General features: G+C 63.5%; 14 protein-coding genes. 9 read left to right on the top strand and 5 right to left on the bottom strand.

What is annotated here, in order from left to right:
- Positions 1-2: 2 nt before the first annotated feature.
- The 5 genes from ACRQ5Q_RS29390 to ACRQ5Q_RS29370 are packed head-to-tail and all read right to left on the bottom strand — an operon-like array spanning position 3 to position 7,696.
- Positions 3-521: a DUF3341 domain-containing protein gene (locus ACRQ5Q_RS29390; protein ID WP_439393427.1), complete on the bottom strand. Its 519-nt coding sequence runs from the start codon at positions 519-521 to the stop codon at positions 3-5.
- Entirely contained in the window at positions 518-1,885 is a 1,368-nt protein-coding gene (gene nrfD, locus ACRQ5Q_RS29385) for an NrfD/PsrC family molybdoenzyme membrane anchor subunit (RefSeq protein WP_439393425.1), read from the bottom strand. The genes ACRQ5Q_RS29390 and nrfD overlap by 4 nt, the downstream gene beginning before the upstream one ends.
- Complete coding sequence (locus ACRQ5Q_RS29380) at positions 1,882-4,734, bottom strand: 4Fe-4S dicluster domain-containing protein (protein ID WP_439393423.1); 2,853 nt, start codon at positions 4,732-4,734, stop codon at positions 1,882-1,884. The genes nrfD and ACRQ5Q_RS29380 overlap by 4 nt, the downstream gene beginning before the upstream one ends.
- Positions 4,722-5,375 carry a cytochrome c3 family protein gene (locus ACRQ5Q_RS29375; RefSeq protein ID WP_439393422.1) on the bottom strand — a complete coding sequence of 218 codons (654 nt, stop codon included), beginning with the start codon at positions 5,373-5,375 and terminating at the stop codon, positions 4,722-4,724. Before ACRQ5Q_RS29375 ends, ACRQ5Q_RS29380 begins: the two co-directional genes overlap by 13 nt.
- 26 nt (positions 5,376-5,401) lie before the next feature.
- A complete protein-coding gene (locus ACRQ5Q_RS29370; RefSeq protein ID WP_439393420.1) occupies positions 5,402-7,696 on the bottom strand; it encodes an FdhF/YdeP family oxidoreductase in 2,295 nt (764 codons plus the stop codon).
- Between the two features lie 300 nt (positions 7,697-7,996).
- Between ACRQ5Q_RS29370 and fdhD the strand changes: the two genes are divergently transcribed.
- From fdhD to ACRQ5Q_RS29325, 9 genes are all read left to right on the top strand, one after another.
- The gene (gene fdhD, locus ACRQ5Q_RS29365) at positions 7,997-8,854 is read left to right on the top strand and encodes a formate dehydrogenase accessory sulfurtransferase FdhD (RefSeq protein ID WP_439393418.1); all 858 of its coding nucleotides are present in this window, start codon (positions 7,997-7,999) and stop codon (positions 8,852-8,854) included.
- Between the two features lie 137 nt (positions 8,855-8,991).
- Positions 8,992-9,375, top strand: coding sequence for a hypothetical protein (locus tag ACRQ5Q_RS29360; RefSeq protein WP_439393416.1), 384 nt, complete (start codon positions 8,992-8,994; stop codon positions 9,373-9,375).
- A 190-nt stretch (positions 9,376-9,565) separates the two neighbouring features.
- Entirely contained in the window at positions 9,566-11,341 is a 1,776-nt protein-coding gene (locus ACRQ5Q_RS29355) for a thiamine pyrophosphate-requiring protein (RefSeq protein WP_439393414.1), read from the top strand.
- Complete coding sequence (locus ACRQ5Q_RS29350) at positions 11,338-12,435, top strand: enolase C-terminal domain-like protein (RefSeq protein ID WP_439393412.1); 1,098 nt, start codon at positions 11,338-11,340, stop codon at positions 12,433-12,435. Before ACRQ5Q_RS29355 ends, ACRQ5Q_RS29350 begins: the two co-directional genes overlap by 4 nt.
- Positions 12,425-13,369 (top strand): hypothetical protein, encoded by a 945-nt coding sequence (locus ACRQ5Q_RS29345; RefSeq protein WP_439393410.1) that lies wholly within the window; start codon positions 12,425-12,427, stop codon positions 13,367-13,369. Before ACRQ5Q_RS29350 ends, ACRQ5Q_RS29345 begins: the two co-directional genes overlap by 11 nt.
- Positions 13,362-14,030, top strand: coding sequence for a gluconate 2-dehydrogenase subunit 3 family protein (locus ACRQ5Q_RS29340; RefSeq protein ID WP_439393408.1), 669 nt, complete (start codon positions 13,362-13,364; stop codon positions 14,028-14,030). Before ACRQ5Q_RS29345 ends, ACRQ5Q_RS29340 begins: the two co-directional genes overlap by 8 nt.
- A complete protein-coding gene (locus ACRQ5Q_RS29335) occupies positions 14,020-15,675 on the top strand; it encodes a GMC family oxidoreductase (protein WP_439393406.1) in 1,656 nt (551 codons plus the stop codon). Before ACRQ5Q_RS29340 ends, ACRQ5Q_RS29335 begins: the two co-directional genes overlap by 11 nt.
- A 10-nt stretch (positions 15,676-15,685) precedes the next feature.
- Positions 15,686-16,126, top strand: a complete 441-nt coding sequence (locus tag ACRQ5Q_RS29330; RefSeq protein WP_439393404.1) for a PPC domain-containing DNA-binding protein — start codon at positions 15,686-15,688, stop codon at positions 16,124-16,126.
- Positions 16,127-16,128: 2 nt separating this feature from the next.
- Positions 16,129-16,509 carry a sensory rhodopsin transducer gene (locus ACRQ5Q_RS29325; RefSeq protein WP_439393402.1) on the top strand — a complete coding sequence of 127 codons (381 nt, stop codon included), beginning with the start codon at positions 16,129-16,131 and terminating at the stop codon, positions 16,507-16,509.
- Positions 16,510-16,519 lie beyond the last annotated feature (10 nt).

Here is a 16,519-nt window from a genome sequence, read left to right as displayed (position 1 = left end):
CGTCATGGTGTGCGCAGCTCCGTCACCAGGACGGCGCCGGCTTCGGTGAGCACCGTCCGCAAGTCGTTGGGATCAGCCTCGGACGCGGCAACGAGGACGTAGCGATCCTGCGTTGCGCGCTCGAAGCCCGGAATCTCGAACAGCGCATCGTGCAGCCGCGGCAGTCGGCACGATCGGAGAAAGGCGATCACGCCGGCAAGGGCGGCGGCGAAGACGCCGACCTCGAACGGCACGAGCAGGAAGACCTGCCAGGAATTGAGCGGCCGCCCACCGCTGTCGATCGGATAATCGATCACAGCGCTGTACCATTGCAGGCCGAACGCGAAAGCCGCGGTCGCGAGCCCGCCGATCAGCATCGCAAGTCGGATCCGCGAGTGCGCGACGCCGAGCTGTTCGGCCAGCCCGTCGATCGGGTAGGGGGTGAAGGCGTCCAATGCGGCATGACCCGTGCTCTTCACGCGCTGCAGCGCCGCTTGCAGCGTTTCGGCGTCAGCGAACTGCGCCATCAGGGTCGCGGTCATCCGGCGGCCTCCTCATGAGCAAGTTCGCGCATGTCGAACATCGAGACACTCGGGATCAGCCGCATGAAGAGCAGGAACAGGAAGGCAAAGAGGCCGAGTGGCGCGATCAGGAAGCTCCAGTCCCAGAACGTGAAATGGAAGCTGCGCCACAGCGAAGGCATGTAGCCGTGCGACAGCGTGTTCCAGACAATCAGGATGCGCTCGAGGCACATTCCGATGTTGATTGCGATGGCGACAAGAATGAGTATCGGCAGCGACCGTCGTGCGAACGGCCACCAGAGCAGCTGCGGCACCAGGCAGTTGCAGGCCAGCAGCGCCCAGTACAGCGGCGCGTAGGTGCCGGTGAAATCGAACCGCACCACGGCGCGGTCGGCATGCTCGCCGCCATACCAGCCCATGAACCACTCGGTCGCATAGGAATAGAACATGACGATGGAGGCCATCAGCAGGATGCGGGCCATCGCGTCGAAATGCCGAGGCGTGATGATGGCCTGGAGGCCGAGCCCCCATCGGATCGCGGCTGCGAGCACGACGACCATCGCGAAGCCCGAATACATCGCGCCGACGACGAAATAGGGCGGGAAGATGCTCTCCTGCCAGCCGGGCATGAGGCTGGCCGCGAAGTCGAGGCCGACGATCGAATGAACCGAACAGACCAGCGGCACGCCGAGCGCCGCCATCGTCGTGTGGAGCGTCTCGAGGCGCGACCACTCGCGCGCCGAGCCGCGCCAGCCCAGCGCGAACGCGCCGTAGACAAGCTGGGCTCCCGGCCGCGGCGCGCGGTCGCGCATGGTGGCGAGGTCGGGGATGAGGCTGACGTACCAGAACAGGATGGAGAACAGCAGATAGCTGACGATGGCCCAGAAGTCCCAGACCAGCGCACTGCGCCATTGCGGCCACAGGGCCATCGTGTTCGGATAGGGGGCGAGCCAGTAGGCATAGATCGGTCGGCCGAGATGAAGGATCGGCATCAGCCCGGCGATCGCGACCGCGAACAGCGTCATTGCCTCTGCGAAGCGGTTAATGGAAGCGCGCCATTTCTGCCGGGTCAGCAGCAGCATCGCCGAAATCAGCGTGCCGGCGTTGCCGATACCGATCCACCAGACATAGTTGGCGATGGCGACGCCCCACACGATGGTGGAGTTGATGCCCCATATGCCTATGCCGCGATAGAACAGCCAGACGATTGCGATGACCAGCCAGAGCACGAACGGAACGGTGGCGAGGAGCGCGAGCCACCATCGTTTGCCGAACCCGGTGAATAGCGGGTCGGCGACGGCTTGGGTAATCGCGACGTCGTCGGCACGCTCCGCCGAAATCCAGCGATGCGCGGGCGGCTGACGCGGCGCAAGGACGTCGCTCATGTCCGCTCCTCCGGGGAGGGGGCGGGGTTGCGCAGATCGGCCAGATAAGTGGTCCGAGGCCGCGTACCGAGGTGGCCGAGCAGGGCATAGTGGCGCGGGTCTGCCTTGCCGTGATTGATCGCCGCCGCGGGTTGGTTCAAATCCCCGAAGCTGATGGCGCGCGTCGGACAAGCATTCTGGCACGCGGTGCGCACTTCGTCCGGGCCCAGCGGGCGATTGTCGCGCTCCGCACTGCGCCGCGCCGCGCTGATCCGCTGGACGCAATACGTGCACTTCTCCATGACGCCGCGGGCGCGAACGCTCACCTCCGGATTCTTCTGCCCGCGATAGGAGTCCGCGCCGAGATTGGCGTACTCCTCGCCGTCGGCATAGCCGAAGAAGTTGAAGCGCCGGACCTTGTAAGGGCAGTTCGCCTCGCAGAAGCGGGTCCCGATGCAGCGATTGTAGACTTGTCCGTTGAGGCCTTCGTGATCGTGGACGGAGGCCGCGACCGGGCAGACCGGCTCGCACGGCGCATGCTCGCAATGCATGCAGGGCACCGGTTGAAAGCCGAGGGGTAATCCGGTCGCCGCGCCGTGATCGTAGACATCAATCCGCATCCAGTGCATGTCGCGCCCCATCGCGATCTGCTCGGGCCCCACGACGGGAACATTGTTTTCGGACTGGCAAGACACCACGCAGGCGTTGCATCCGATGCAAACCGACGTATCGATCACCATCGCCCAGGCGTGGCCATCGCTTGATCGGACGGTGCGCGGCATCAGGCTCGGCGTGTCGTCTGAGGCCGCCGCGGCCGGCGTATGGCCGAGCTGGTACAGCGGATAGAGTTCGCGGACATCGTCAGGCGTTCGCACCACGTTCTGCGTGGTGAGGATCGGCTCCCGGCGTCTGGTTGGCTTGACCGAGACGCCCGCGATGCGCCAGCGATGCTCGGCGCTTCGCAGCGCATAGGCGTTGGCGCCGACGCCGTCACCGATCGCGCCCGCCTTGTGCCGACCTGCGCCGAGCGTGAGCATGCCGACCCCGATGGCGGATCCGGGTTCAGTCAGAACGGGCACCTCGAGCCTACGGTCGCCGGCACCGATCGTGACGATATCGCCGGAGGCAACCCCGAGCTTGGCCGCGTCTTCGGGATGCAGCGCGAGCGCATTGCCCCAGACCTGCTTGGTCAGCGGTTTCGGGCATTCCTGCAGCCACGCATTGTTGGCGAATGAGCCGTCCCACAGGCTGGGATCGGGGCGCAAGACAAGGGTGATGTCGCCGGCGGGAGCGTCCTGCGCTTCGGCGCTTGGCATCGCTGGCAGCGGGGGTGCAGCCGGCGCGATGGCTGCGGCGCTGGTGTCGGCAATGAGGCCGTCGTGCAGCGCGCGCTGCCACCACGTCTCGAAATCGCCGGAAGCCGTGCCTTGCCAAGTCTGCCGTACCAGATCATACGCGCTCGCATCCTGCTCCCCGGTGAGCCAGGCCAGCAGCTCGTGGACGCCGTAGCTGCCGTAGAGCGGCCTGATCAAGGGCTGGACGATGCTCGCGGTGCCGTCGCTGGCGCGCAGGTCCGACCAGGCCTCAAGCGGATGGTGCTGCGGCACGTGCCAGGTTGCGAGGGCCGCGGTCTCGTCGACATACTCCCCCATATGCAGCCGGAACGGCGCTCGCTGTACCCGCGCCGCGAACTGCAGATCTGCGGGCGCGTCGTAGACCGGGTTCGCGCCGATGATGATGAGCTGGCGCACACGCCCCGCCACGAGATCGCCCGCGAGCTGTTCGAGCGTGGCGGCCTGCTTGCCGGACGGCGTGCGGTCGATCGGCTCGATGAGACGAACCGGCGCATTGATCTGCGCGTTGATCCAATGGGCCAGCGCATGCACCTCCGCCGACATGGTCGGTCCCACCATGACGACCGCTTCGCCTCTGTGTGCGCTGAGGTCCGCCGAAATCTTGCGGAGCAGCTCGCGTTGGCGATCGGGAAGTTCGCTCGCACCTCGAGCTGCACCAAGCTGTCCCGCGAGGCTCATCGCGAAACGCTCGATCGCGTCTGGGGTCAGTGCAAGCCGCTCGTCGGCCTTAGCACCTGTCAGCGTGAAAGCGCTTTCGAGGCAATAGAGACGCGAAAAGCTGTTGGCCTCGCTTCGGCCCATGGCGAAGCCGCGGCCGTGACGTATCTGGTCCGGCCCGTGTCCGATAGGATCGGCATCGAGCGCGACAATCACGCGCGCCTTGGCGAGATCGGCCACTGCATCAAGGGGCCGCCCGTAAGCAAGTTGGCTGCCTCCGCGCGCGTTATCGTCGTCGGTCGGCTCGTAAGCGTGCCACGCCGCGGCGGGGAACGTCTGCAGCAGGGCGTCGATCTGGCGGAGAACGGTCGGCGACGTGGTGCGGCTGGTCAACAGGCGAAGGCCGTCGCCCTGGCGGTTCCGGGCGTCGGCGAGCTGGTTCACCAGTGCCCCTTGCAGCGCTTCGCGCGAGGCGATTGCGCCGTCGCGCAGAATGGTGCGCGAACGGTCCGGATCGTAGAGGGACAGCACGGCGGCCTCGGCGAAAACGTCGGTGGCGCCGAGACTGCCGGGATGACGCGGATTGCCTTCCACCTTGATCGGACGGCCGTCGATCGCCGTCACGATGACGCCGCGCCCGATTCCGGCAAGCCCGAGCGTGGTGGCAAATTTCAGCGGTTCGCCGGGAACGATGCGCTCCGGCATTTTGACATAGGGCAGGATGTGCTCGTCCGGCTTGCTGCAGGCCGCCAGGCTACTCGCCATGCCGGTCGCGAGCAGGCTGAGCGCTTGGCGTCGGTTGAGCTTGCTGCGCCGAGCTGGTTCTGGCCGCGTCGGCAATTCCTTCAGCGGTGGCATATGGTGCAGTCCGTCAAATGGCCGGTGTTGATGTGATAGGCTGCAACAAGCTTAGACCCGACCTCGGCCTGGTCCTTGGGCGGCTGCCATTTCGGATCGAAAATCGCCTCGCCAGGGCGCAAGTTTGGGGCGGGGTTGCGATGGCAGTCGAGGCACCATTGCATCGTCAGGGGTGCCGCCTGGCGCATCAGCCGCATCTGCCCGACATCGCCATGGCACGTGGTGCATCCGACCCCCTTTGCGACGTGGACCGAATGATCAAAATATACGTAGTCCGGAAGCCTGTTGACGCGCGTCCAGGCCAACGGCTTGTTTCTGGCAAGGCTCTCCCGCACCGGCGCCAGCATCTTCGCATTGGTCCAGATTTGCGAATGGCATGTCATGCAGGTCTCTGTCGGAGGGATTCCCGCAAAGCGCGCCTTCTCAACCGACGTGTGGCAATACCGGCAATCGAGACCGAGACCTGAAACATGGTGCTCGTGACTGAACGGCACCGGCTGGTTCCAGGTGATGTTCTGGTTGGTAACGTAGGAGGATCTCATCACCTGATAGGACAGCCCAACTGCCAGCACCGGCGCCGCTCCGATCGCCGCCATCACCAAGGTCGCAATTGTATTCGCCCCGGGACGAAAGAGTTGCATTCACCGGCCCCCAAGCCGCGCCGCCTTCAGGCCCGAATTCGGACAGGCACTGATTTCGCGGCAGGCGTCTTCGATTTGATGTCGTGGTGCGACAGCGGGATCAACGGATTCATCTCGGGGTAATAGGCGCCGACGCAGCCGTCCGGCAGTTTGAAGGGGGTCACCTTGAGAGGACCGACTTCGCGTGTGATGCCGTCCTCGGCGTCGCTCACGAGGGTCACCATTTGCCCTTCCTGAAGTCCGGCGCGGGCCATCTCCTCCGGATTGATCAGCAATACGTCCCTTGTCCCTTCAATTCCGCGCAACCGATCACTGTAGCCGTAGATGGTGGTGTTGAACTGGTCATTGCTGCGCATCGTGAGGAGCCTGAAGCGTCCAGGCGCATCCGAGAAGCCGGTCGAGGTAAGGGTCTCCGGCGCAGTGAACTCGGCTTTCCCGCTCTCGGTCTTCCAGATTCGTTCGCGGGCCGAATTGCCGCGATAGAACCCGCCGGGAGTGAACATCCGCGCGTTGAAGTCGTGGAATGCGTCGGGGTAGGTCTCGGCGATCTCGTTGCGGATCAGATCGTAGTTGCCGACCCATTCATCCCACTTCAAGTTCGGATTGGGCGGTAGGGTCGCCTTGGCGAGACCCGCGACGATCGCAACCTCGGATTTGAGGTGTTCGCTGGCCGGCTTACGCAGCCCGATCGAGCCCTGGATACAGCTGAACGTGTCCTCCATGGTGACGGCTTGCTGTCCGCTTGCCTGAATATCTTCTTCGGTGCGGCCGAGGCACGGCAGCAGATAGGCGGCCTTGCCGTGGATGAGGTGGCTCCGGTTCAGCTTGGTAGCGATCTGAACGGTCAACTCCAATCCGCGCCAGGCCTCTTCCATCTTTGCTCTCTCGGGAATGGCCCGCACGAAATTGCCGCCAAGCCCGAAGAATGCCTTGACCTTGCCCGCGAGAACGCCCTCGCATGTTTCAACCGTATTCATGCCCTTGTCGCGCGGCGGCTCGAACCCGAATTGCTTGGCGTATTTGTCGAGCGGCACCAGTTCGGGTTTTTCCGAGATGCCGACGGTGCGTTGACCCTGCACGTTCGAATGCCCGCGCACCGGCGAAATTCCGGTGCCGTCCCTGCCAATGTTTCCTTTCAGGAGCAGCATGTTGACGAGCATGGCGACGTTCTGGAAGCCGTGCACGTGCTGGGTGAGCCCCATGCCATAGATGCCGATCACGCGGTCAGCCTCGACATAAACCTGCGCCGCGCCCTCGATGGTCGCTCGGCTGAGACCGGAGGCGGCTTCGATCTCCTCCCAGGAGGTCGCCCGAACTTTGGCCTCGAAGTCTTCGAACCCATTCGTGTGCTGCTTGATGAAGGGAGCATCGATGACACGCTTGCCTTGCTGCTTGGCCGCTTCGTCCGCGGCAAAGACATGCTTGCAGATGCCGACGATGACGGCGATATCGCCGCCGACCTTGACCTGGTGGTACTGGCTGCTGATCTGCGTGGACTTTCCGGTCAGCATCTCCGCCGGGTTCTGAGGATTTACAAAGAATTCGAGCCCCTTTTCGCGTACGGGATTGAAGGTGATGATCTGGACGCCGCGTTTGGCGGCGTCCTGCAGGGGATGCAGGAAGCGGGGGCTGTTGGAGCCAGTGTTCTGCCCGAAGAAGAACATTGCATCGCAGTTGCTGAGGTCGTCGAAGACGACCGTTCCGACGCCCGCGCCGATCAGCTTCTTGAGCGCCACAGATGTCGTTTCGTGGCACATGTTCGAACTGTCCGGCAGGTTGTTATTGCCATACACCCGCGCGAACAGGGCGTAGAGGTAGGACGTCTCCAGGCTGGCGCGCCCGGACGAATAGAAAACGACTGACTTCGGATCGAACGTCTTCAATTGCGCGCCGATGGCTTGGAAGGCCTCGTCCCAGGAGCAGGGCACGTATTTGTCGGTCGCACTGTCGTAGCGCAACGGATGCGTCAGGCGGCCCTGCTGCTCGAGATCATAGTCGCTCCAGGAGAGCAGCTCGGTCAGCGTGTGCTCGTTGAAGAACTCCGGCGTGCAACGGCGTGAGGTCAATTCCCACAGCGTCGCCTTGGCGCCGTTCTCGCAGAATTCGAACGTGTGGTAATCCGCCGGCTTGGCCCATGAGCAAGAAACGCACATGAAGCCTTTCGGCTTGTTTTGCCGGCGAAGCGTATTCAGCGCCGCCGGCGAATCCCACTCCTTGCCGAAGATCCGCGCAATTCCTTGAAGGGAGCCCCATCCGCCAGCCGGACCGTCGTATCGAACCGTATCGGGAGTTTCGTCGCCAACTTTGCTCGGTTGCACCATGATGTCGTTCTCTTCCGGAACCAGACGGATTGTTGCGTCGCCAACGTATGTTGGCGACAAGGGTTCCTGGACGGGATCTTCCGCGCCTTTGTGGTGAGACGGCGGCTCGCGCTAGAAATAGATAGTGGCATCAAAGCGTTACATTCTGAGTATCAGGGTGTTCGAGTGGCGCGAAGCGAAACTTTGCTCGCTGCCGTACAAAGAACCGGGTGCTGGCATTGGTTCAGCGCCGCGCCAGCCAACGAGCGGGGAACGCGGACGACCCGGCAGGTGTTGCCAGACGCAAATCCCGGAGCGGCCATGGAAGATCGCTGCACACTCGACAAGCCGGAGCTGGTCTGGCGTGGGCGTGAACCAGTGCCGTCGTCGCGCAGGGTCGCAGAGGAGCGGCCGATAGCGCTGACTTATAACGGCTCGACCTACGCGGTGATGATGGCCTCGCCCGCCGATCTCGAAGACTTCGGGATCGGCTTTAGCCTGAGCGAGGGCATCGTGGCCGATCCCGGTGCCATCCGCAGCATCGACGTCATCGAGCTTGAGCTTGGTTGCGAAGTGCGGATCTGGCTAGACGAGGCATATGCTGATCGCGTTGCCAAGAGGCGGAGGGCGATGGCCGGGCCGGTCGGCTGCGGCCTGTGCGGGATCGAGAGTCTTGAGGCGGCGTGTGCGCAGCCGCCGCGTATAACTGGCCGAGCCGAATTTCACCCCTTCCAAATTCTGAACGCGATGCGCTCGTTACGTTCGCTTCAGCCGCATCATCAGGCGACGGGGGCAATGCACGCTGCGGCCTTCTGGGATGGCGGTGACATCCGGCTGGTCAGAGAAGATGTCGGACGCCACAACGCGCTCGACAAACTCGCCGGTGCCATCGCCAGAGCCGGTCTGGAGACGGGGCAAGGCGCTGTCCTCATGACCAGTCGGGTCTCCGTCGAATTGGTGCAGAAGGTTGCACGGACTGGCACGCCGCTGCTCGTTGCCGTGTCGGCACCGACTTCATTGGCGATCGAAACCGCCGAGCGGGCCGGCGTCACGCTGGTCGCGGTCGCACGCGACGATGGATACGAGATCTTCAGCCACGCCCGCCGATTGATGTTCGCACAGGAAGAGCGAGCTTCGGCCCCGGCCGAGCCGGCCGCTTTCGAATCCCTGTCATTCTAATTCGATCACTGGTGAAGCGTGGCGGCTTCGTTCGGTCTCGTACCAACATTTGTGCGGCCCTGACTGCGCCGGAAGGAACGTCTGGAGCCGGCCTGCGCTGTAGCGATACTCCATCCCAACAGCAAAGGAGACAGCCAATGAAGACCAAGGTTTTGACCGCTTTGTTGCTCACAGCAACGCTTTCCAGTCCTGCGCTCGCCCAAAGCGGCACCAGCTCCGCAAACAACTCGCAGTCGACGACAACCTCGCAAAGCCCGTCCAACTCCGGGCAAACCGCGGCCGCGCAGCAAATCAGGGACGATCTGCAGAAGGCGGGCTTCACCGACATCAAAGTCGTGGCCGAATCATTCGTGGTCCAAGCCAAGACCAAGGATGGCAATCCGATGGTGATGACGATCGGGCCCCACGGGATGTCGGTCTTTGAAGCGATGAACACGAGCACGAGTGGGTCTGGCGGCACGACAAGCTCGCAAGGAACGACCGGATCCAGTTCTTCGAACAACCACCCGGCATCGAAATAGGCCCTCGCGGTTTCGCGGACATCGCGCTCCCTCTGAGCTGGGGGCGCGATGTTCGCTTAAATTGGGGAGCTCAAAAGAAGGTTAGCAGACGTACGCGAGCGTACGAACGTTGCGCCGGCAGGGCCGAAACGTCCGACCATCTTCAAACGTTGCCAAGCATCCTCCGCGCCAGAACGATCGAGAAAATCCAATGAATGTCAGCGAATTTGTTTGGCAACGGCTGTCCGAATGGGGCTTGAGCCGGGTCTATGGCTACCCCGGGGACGGCGTCGGCGGGCTGGATGTCGCGCTCGAACGCGCGAAAGACAAGATCGAATACGTGCAGGTCAGGCACGAAGAGATGGCGGCCTTCATGGCCTCGGCTCATGCCAAGTTCACCGGCCAGGTCGGTCTCTGCTATGCGACCTCGGGCCCGGGGGCGATTCACCTCCTCAACGGGCTTTACGACGCCAAGATGGACCACGTCCCGGTGGTCGCTCTCGTGGGCCAGCAGGCGAGGAGCGCAATCGGGGCGAGCTACCAGCAGGAAGTCGATCTGCAGGTGCTGTTTCAGGACGTCGCCGAATATGTCGGCCAGGCCAGCGTGCCCGAGCAGGTACGCCATCTGATCGATCGCGCCGTACGAATTGCTCACAACAAACGCGCCGTGACTTGCGTCATTCTTCCGAACGACGTGCAGGAACTGGATTACCAGGATCCGCCTTTGGCGCACGGTGCGACCCACACCGGGATTGGATATGCCGAGCCTGCAAAGCGTCCGGACGACCATTTGGTGCGTGCGGCCGCCGATATCCTGAACAATGGTACTAAAGTCGCGATGCTGGTCGGCGCTGGCGCTCTGGACGCCACCGATGAGGTCATCGCGGTGGCTGAGCGACTTCAGGCCGGGGTCGCCAAAGCGCTGCTTGGAAAGGCGGTCGTTCCGGACGAGCTGCCGTTTGTAACCGGCTCCATCGGACTGCTCGGCACAAAGCCCAGCTGGGACCTCATGAAGAATTGCGACACCTTCCTGATGGTCGGTTCGGCGTTCCCCTACAGCGAATTTCTGCCGAAGCCCGGTTCGGCACGCGGCGTTCAGATCGATATCGACGGGGCCCGGTTGAGCCTGCGTTATCCGATGGAGGTCAACATCGTCGGTGACAGCTCGGCAGCCTTGCAGGCGCTGCTGCCGCATCTGCAGCAAAAGGAAAAATCATCCTGGCGGCGTGAGATCGAGGAAGGCGTGCAGGACTGGTGGCAGACGCTGGAAAAGCGCGCGATGGATTCGGCGGAGCCCCTCAATCCGCAACGCGTGTTCTGGGAGCTGTCCCCCCGTCTGCCTGAGAATGCAATCATCACGGCGGATTCGGGATCGGTGGCCAACTGGTACGCCCGCGACCTGAAAATGCGCCGGGGCATGAAGGCTTCGCTTTCCGGAGGTCTGGCGTCTCTGGGAGCCGGCACTCCCTACGCGATGGCTGGCAAGATGGCCTACCCGGATAGGACGGTGATCGCGTGCATGGGGGACGGCGCCATGCAAATGAACGGGCTCAATGTCCTGATCACCATCTCGAAATATTGGCAGACCTGGTCAAATCCGCGGCTGATCGTCCTCGTCCTCAACAACCGCGATCTCAATCAGGTCACGTGGGAGGAGCGGATCCAGCTCGGCGCCGGAAAGACCCTATCGACCCAGAGCATTCCCGACTTTCCGTATCACCGCTATGCCGAATTGCTCGGCCTCAAGGGCATCTTTGTCGACAATCCGGATCGTGTGGGTGCCGCCTGGGATGAAGCGCTTGCGGCGGATCGTCCCGTCGTGCTCGAGGCGTACACGGATCCAAACGTGCCGCCCCTGCCGCCTCACATTACGCTGAAGGATGCCAAGAACTTCGTCAGCATGATTCCTTCCGAGCCCGAGCTTGGGAGCGTTCTCAAGAACAGCGCCAAGGAATTGCTGACGAGCGTACTGCCCGGGAAAGAATGATGGTCAAGGTCGCAATTGAGGCGTTGAGTGCGCGCGCCTTCGAGGTCCCGACCGATCGCCCCGAAGCAGATGGAACCATGAGTTGGAAGTCCACGACGCTGGTGCTGGTCGAGATCGCCGCCGGCGGCAAGTCCGGACTCGGTTACACGTATTCGGATCGAAGCATTGTCGCGCTGATCGCCGGCAAGCTCGCCTCGGTCGTGCGTGGCCGCGATGCCCTGGCGCCCGAGGCCGCCTGGAGGGCGATGCAGCGGGCGGTCCGTAACATGGGCCGCGAAGGACTTGCTGCGAATGCGATTTCCGCCGTGGACTGCGCTCTTTGCGACCTCAAGGCGCGGCTGTTGGACCTGCCGCTGGTTCAGTTGCTCGGAAGCTACCGCACGTCAGTTCCGATCTACGGAAGCGGAGGCTTCACCACCTACTCAGATGGCGAGCTGGGCGACCAGCTAAGCAAATGGGTTGCCGATGACGGCTGCGTGAACGTCAAGATGAAAGTGGGCTCCGAACCGGCTCTCGATCCGCATCGTGTGCAGGTCGCAAGCCGCGCGATCGGCGATCGCGCCACGCTGTTCGTGGACGCGAACGGCGCCTACTCGGCGAAGCAGGCGCTGCAGCTTGCCGATGTCTTCGCCGGCGAAGGCGTCACATGGTTTGAAGAGCCGGTGTCCTCGGACGATCTCGAGGGGCTGCGCATGGTTCGCGACCATGCGCCGGCGGGGATGGACGTTGCCGCGGGCGAGTATGCGTATACGACCGACTATGTCCGCACGATGCTCGGATCGGGTGCGGTCGACGTTCAGCAGGCGGACATCACGCGCTGCGGCGGCGTGACCGGATTCCTGCAGATCGCCTCGCTTTGCGAGGCGCACCACATCGATTTGTCGGGCCATTGCGCACCGGCTCTGCATCTTCACCCCGCCTGCGCCGCGCCGCGGCTGCGGCATCTGGAATGGTTTCACGACCACGTTCGCATCGAACGGATGTTGTTCGACGGGGCGCCGGTGCCGCGCAATGGCGCAATTCATCCCGATCTGTCGCGGCCGGGCAATGGCTTGATTTTCAGGGACACGGATGCCGCACGTTATGCAGTCTAAGAAGGCGAAATCGGAAGCGGCATGCCGCGCTTTCGAAGGTGAAGTCGGCGATTCAACATATGGTCGGGCGGCCCGTCGCTCGGCGGCGCGCCCGCTCGCGCGACAACGCGAGGCCGAGACGGTTGTGGCGGCGCGCCGGTTGAACCGGGCGGCCGGCATGCTGGCAGGCTCGGTTCTTGCCGACAGCGCCCTTGAGCACTACCGCGGCTCGTTCAAGAACAAGGCGATGTTCACCCCGCTTATCGTTGCCGGGCTGACACTGGCGATGAGCATCCACGGCACGGCGGACAAGCGCCCCGATGCGCATCGAGCACGCGACGGGTCATATCTGTTGGCGGCTGCCACCGGCGCGCTCGGGACGGGCTTTCACATCTACAATGTGACGAAGAAGGTTGGCGGGCTGAGCTGGCAGAACGTCTTTTACGGTGCTCCTCTCGGAGCGCCCATGGCGATCCTGCTTTCGGGATTGCTGGGCTTTTGCTCGGAAAGGGTGCGTGACAATGGAGGTCGGCGCCCTCATCGGGTGTTCAATCTTCCGGCTGGTGAGACGATCGCGGCCGTGACTGCACTGGGACTGCTTGGCACGACGGGGGAGGCGGGGCTGCTGCATTTTCGCGGAGCCTTTCACAACCCCTTCATGGCGCTTCCCGTGACGCTTCCGCCAATCGGGGCCGGTTTGCTTGCGCGTGCTGCGTTGAAGGGTGGCGCGCGGTCCCGCGGCCTCGCGCGATGGTGGATGCGCTTGCTGACCGCCATGGGTTTTGCCGGCGTCGGTTTCCACGCCTATGGGGTCTCACGCAACATGGGAGGCTGGCGCAACTGGAGCCAGAACATCCTCGCGGGACCGCCTTTGCCTGCTCCACCAAGCTTCACAGGCCTCGCGCTGGCAGGGCTCGCCGCGCTCGAACTGATGAGAGAGGCGCGAGATGCTTGATCGGAAGAGGCAGCTGGGAGTCGCGGACCCTTACCCCGGCTACGACGTCCTCGCGAAATGGCAGGGACCGTCCTGGAACGCCAAGACTCGGGAAGTGATCGCGGCTCGCCTGAAGGCAGCGGACAAGCCGGAATTCTTCACGATGGACGAGTTTGACATCCTCACCGCAATCGCCGAGTGCATTGTGCCGCAAGCAGCGTCTAGGTTGCCTATTCCCGTCGCTGCGCTGCTTGATAGCAAGCTGCGGACCGGCGCTACGGACGGTTATCGGCCAGCAGGCCTGCCGCGCGAGGATGACGCGTGGCGGAGGGGGATCAAAGCCCTCGATGCGGAGGCGCGAGCTCGCCACGGCTGTGGCTTTGCGGCAATTGCAGTGTCCGATCGAGACGACCTGCTCAGAAGCTGCGAGGCAGGCGAACTGCGCTCGCCCGCGTGGGAGGGCATGCCGCCACAGACGTTCTTCAAGCACCGGCTGCTGCGGGACATCGTTCTTGCCTACTACTCGCATCCGGCCGCATGGAGCGAGGTCGGGTGGGGCGGACCGGCCAGCCCGCGCGGCTACGTCCGACTTGATTTCAACGACCGCGATCCCTGGGAGGCGGCCGAAGCCAAGCCGGGTCGGGAGGCCGACGCTCTGAGGATCAATCGCAATGTCCGATGATCCACGGCTCGGTCCGCGCGCGATCAACGGCCGCGCGCCGGACGTCTTCCGGCCGGGCGGCTGGGTCAGCATGAGACAATACGTCGACAGCGAGGCCGTCGATTTCGTGATCGTCGGGACCGGTGCCGGTGGTGGGACCCTGGCCTGCAAGCTGGCCGAATACGGGTTCTCGGTGGTTGCGTTGGATGCGGGGCCGTACTTCCGGCCGTTGGAAGACTTTGCCTCGGACGAGTCCGAGCAGACCAAGCTGTACTGGACCGATGACCGGATCGTCGATGGCGACAATCCGCTCCAGCTCGGAAGTAACAACAGTGGCAAGTCCGTCGGGGGCTCGACGGTGCATTTTGCAATGGTGTCGCTTCGGTTCCGGCCGGAATGGTTCAAGGCCAGGACCAAACTCGGCTATGGCGCGGACTGGCCGATCGACTGGCGCGAGATGTGGGCTTACTACACGGAAGTTGAGCAGGCGCTCAAGATATCCGGACCTGTCAATTACCCCTGGGGGCCGCCGCGTCCGCGCTATCCCTATCGCGCGCATCCGCTCAATGCTGCGGCCCGCGCACTCGCGCGCGGCTGTGAGGCGCTCGGCATCGCCTGGACGGAGACGCCGCTCGCAACGCTTTCGGCGCCGCGTGGTCTCGCGCACCCCTGCGTCTATCGCGGCTTCTGCACGACGGGTTGCTCCACCAATGCCAAGCAAAGTGCCCTGGTGACTTGGATTCCGCGCGCGCTGTCCGCCGGCGCCGAAATCCGGGACCTCGCCATGGTGGGCCGCATCGAGACCGACGCGAATGGGCTCGCTGTCGGCGTTCACTATCATCGCGACAACAAGTGGCGCTTTCAAAAGGCGCGGAACGTCGTCGTGGCTGGCTATGCGATCGAAACGCCGAGGCTCCTGCTCAACTCGGCAACCGACAAGTTTCGTGACGGGCTGGCGAACAGCTCCGGGCTCGTCGGCAAGAACCTCATGGCGCAGGCCAACCAGGCCGTGTGGGGCGAGATGGACGAGGAGGTTCGCTCATACAAGGGGCCGCCGTCCCTCGCCATCACGGAGCACTGGAATTACGAGGACCAAGGGAAGGACTTCTTCGGCGGTTACGCCTACATGAGCCAGGGCCCTCTGCCCCAGCTGTGGGCCAAAACGCAAGCGACGGCGCACGGTCTGTGGGGAGAGCGCCTTGTCGAGGAGATGAAGCGCTACAACCATGTGGTGGGCCTGAAGATCGTCGGGGAAATGCTGCCCCAGGAAAGCAACCGGGTCACTCTGGCCGACGAGCTCGATCAGTACGGGCTTCGAATTCCGCGCGTGACGTACTCGTGGTGCGATAACGACAAGCGCCTCATCGACCATTCGATCGCTTTCATGAAGCGGGCTTTGAGCGCGGTCGGTACCAAGAACATTTGGGTCCAGGAGGATGACACCTGCCACCTCAACGGAACGGCGCGGATGGGCGATCGACCGGACAACAGCGTCGTCAACGCAGATTGCCGCAGCTGGGATATTCCCAATCTGTGGATTTGCGACGGCTCCGTCTTTCCGACGGTGGGAGGCGCGAATCCGTCCCTCACCATTCAGGCGATTGCTTGCCGCACCGCGGACCGGATCCGGGCCCTGTCTCGACTGGGAGAGATCAGATTGAACTAGGAGACGATCGATGAAGCACAAGCTTCTCAATGACGGCGCGCAGCGGACCTTTGCAGTCGTCCTCGACGGCGGCGACGAAGCGATCGAAAGCCTGACATCGTTTGCAGCTCAGCAACGGATCTCTGGAGCTCAGGTCACCGGCATCGGAGCCTTCAGCCAACTCGTTCTGAAGTACTTCGACTGGGAGAAGAAGTCCTACCTCGAAAACCGCGTGGACGAACAGGTCGAGGTCGCATCGCTCGTCGGCGACATCGCGGTTTCGCCGTCGGGCGAGCCTTCCGTGCACGTTCATCTCGTCGTCGGTCGGCGTGACGGCACGGCTCTCGCCGGCCACTTGGGATCCGGCCGGGTACGTCCTACCCTCGAGGTGATCTTGACCGAAAACCCCACGCACCTTCAGAAAGCGTGCGACCCGGTCAGCGGCCTGGCGCTGATCAAACTGGAGCGATGACCATGCAGCATATCGGCCAAACGGTGTGGGCCATCCCGGAGGGCTACATCCCAAGCGGCAGCGTCAGCGATGCCCACGACCTCGTCTCTCACGAAGCGGCCTGCTTCCTGAACGCAGGCGACCACGACGCGGATGTTCGGATCACGCTCTACTTCGAGGACAGAGAGCCGGTCGGCCCGTACCACGTGAAGGTGCCGGCGCAACGCACCCTGCATCTCCGCTTCAACGACTTGAGCGATCCGGCGCCGGTGCCGCGCGACACCAGCTATGCTTCGCTGATCGAGGCAAGTGCTCCGGTTATCGTCCAGCATACCAGGCTGGATTCGCGCCAGCCCGCGATGGCTTTGCTCTCCACCATTGCCTACCCCGCCGTGCCGCAGTGAAGAGGTGTGC

It is taken from the genome of Bradyrhizobium sp. PMVTL-01 (assembly GCF_051861855.1).
GTDB lineage: Bacteria > Pseudomonadota > Alphaproteobacteria > Rhizobiales > Xanthobacteraceae > Bradyrhizobium.
This window is presented reverse-complemented; position numbering and strand designations above follow the sequence as displayed.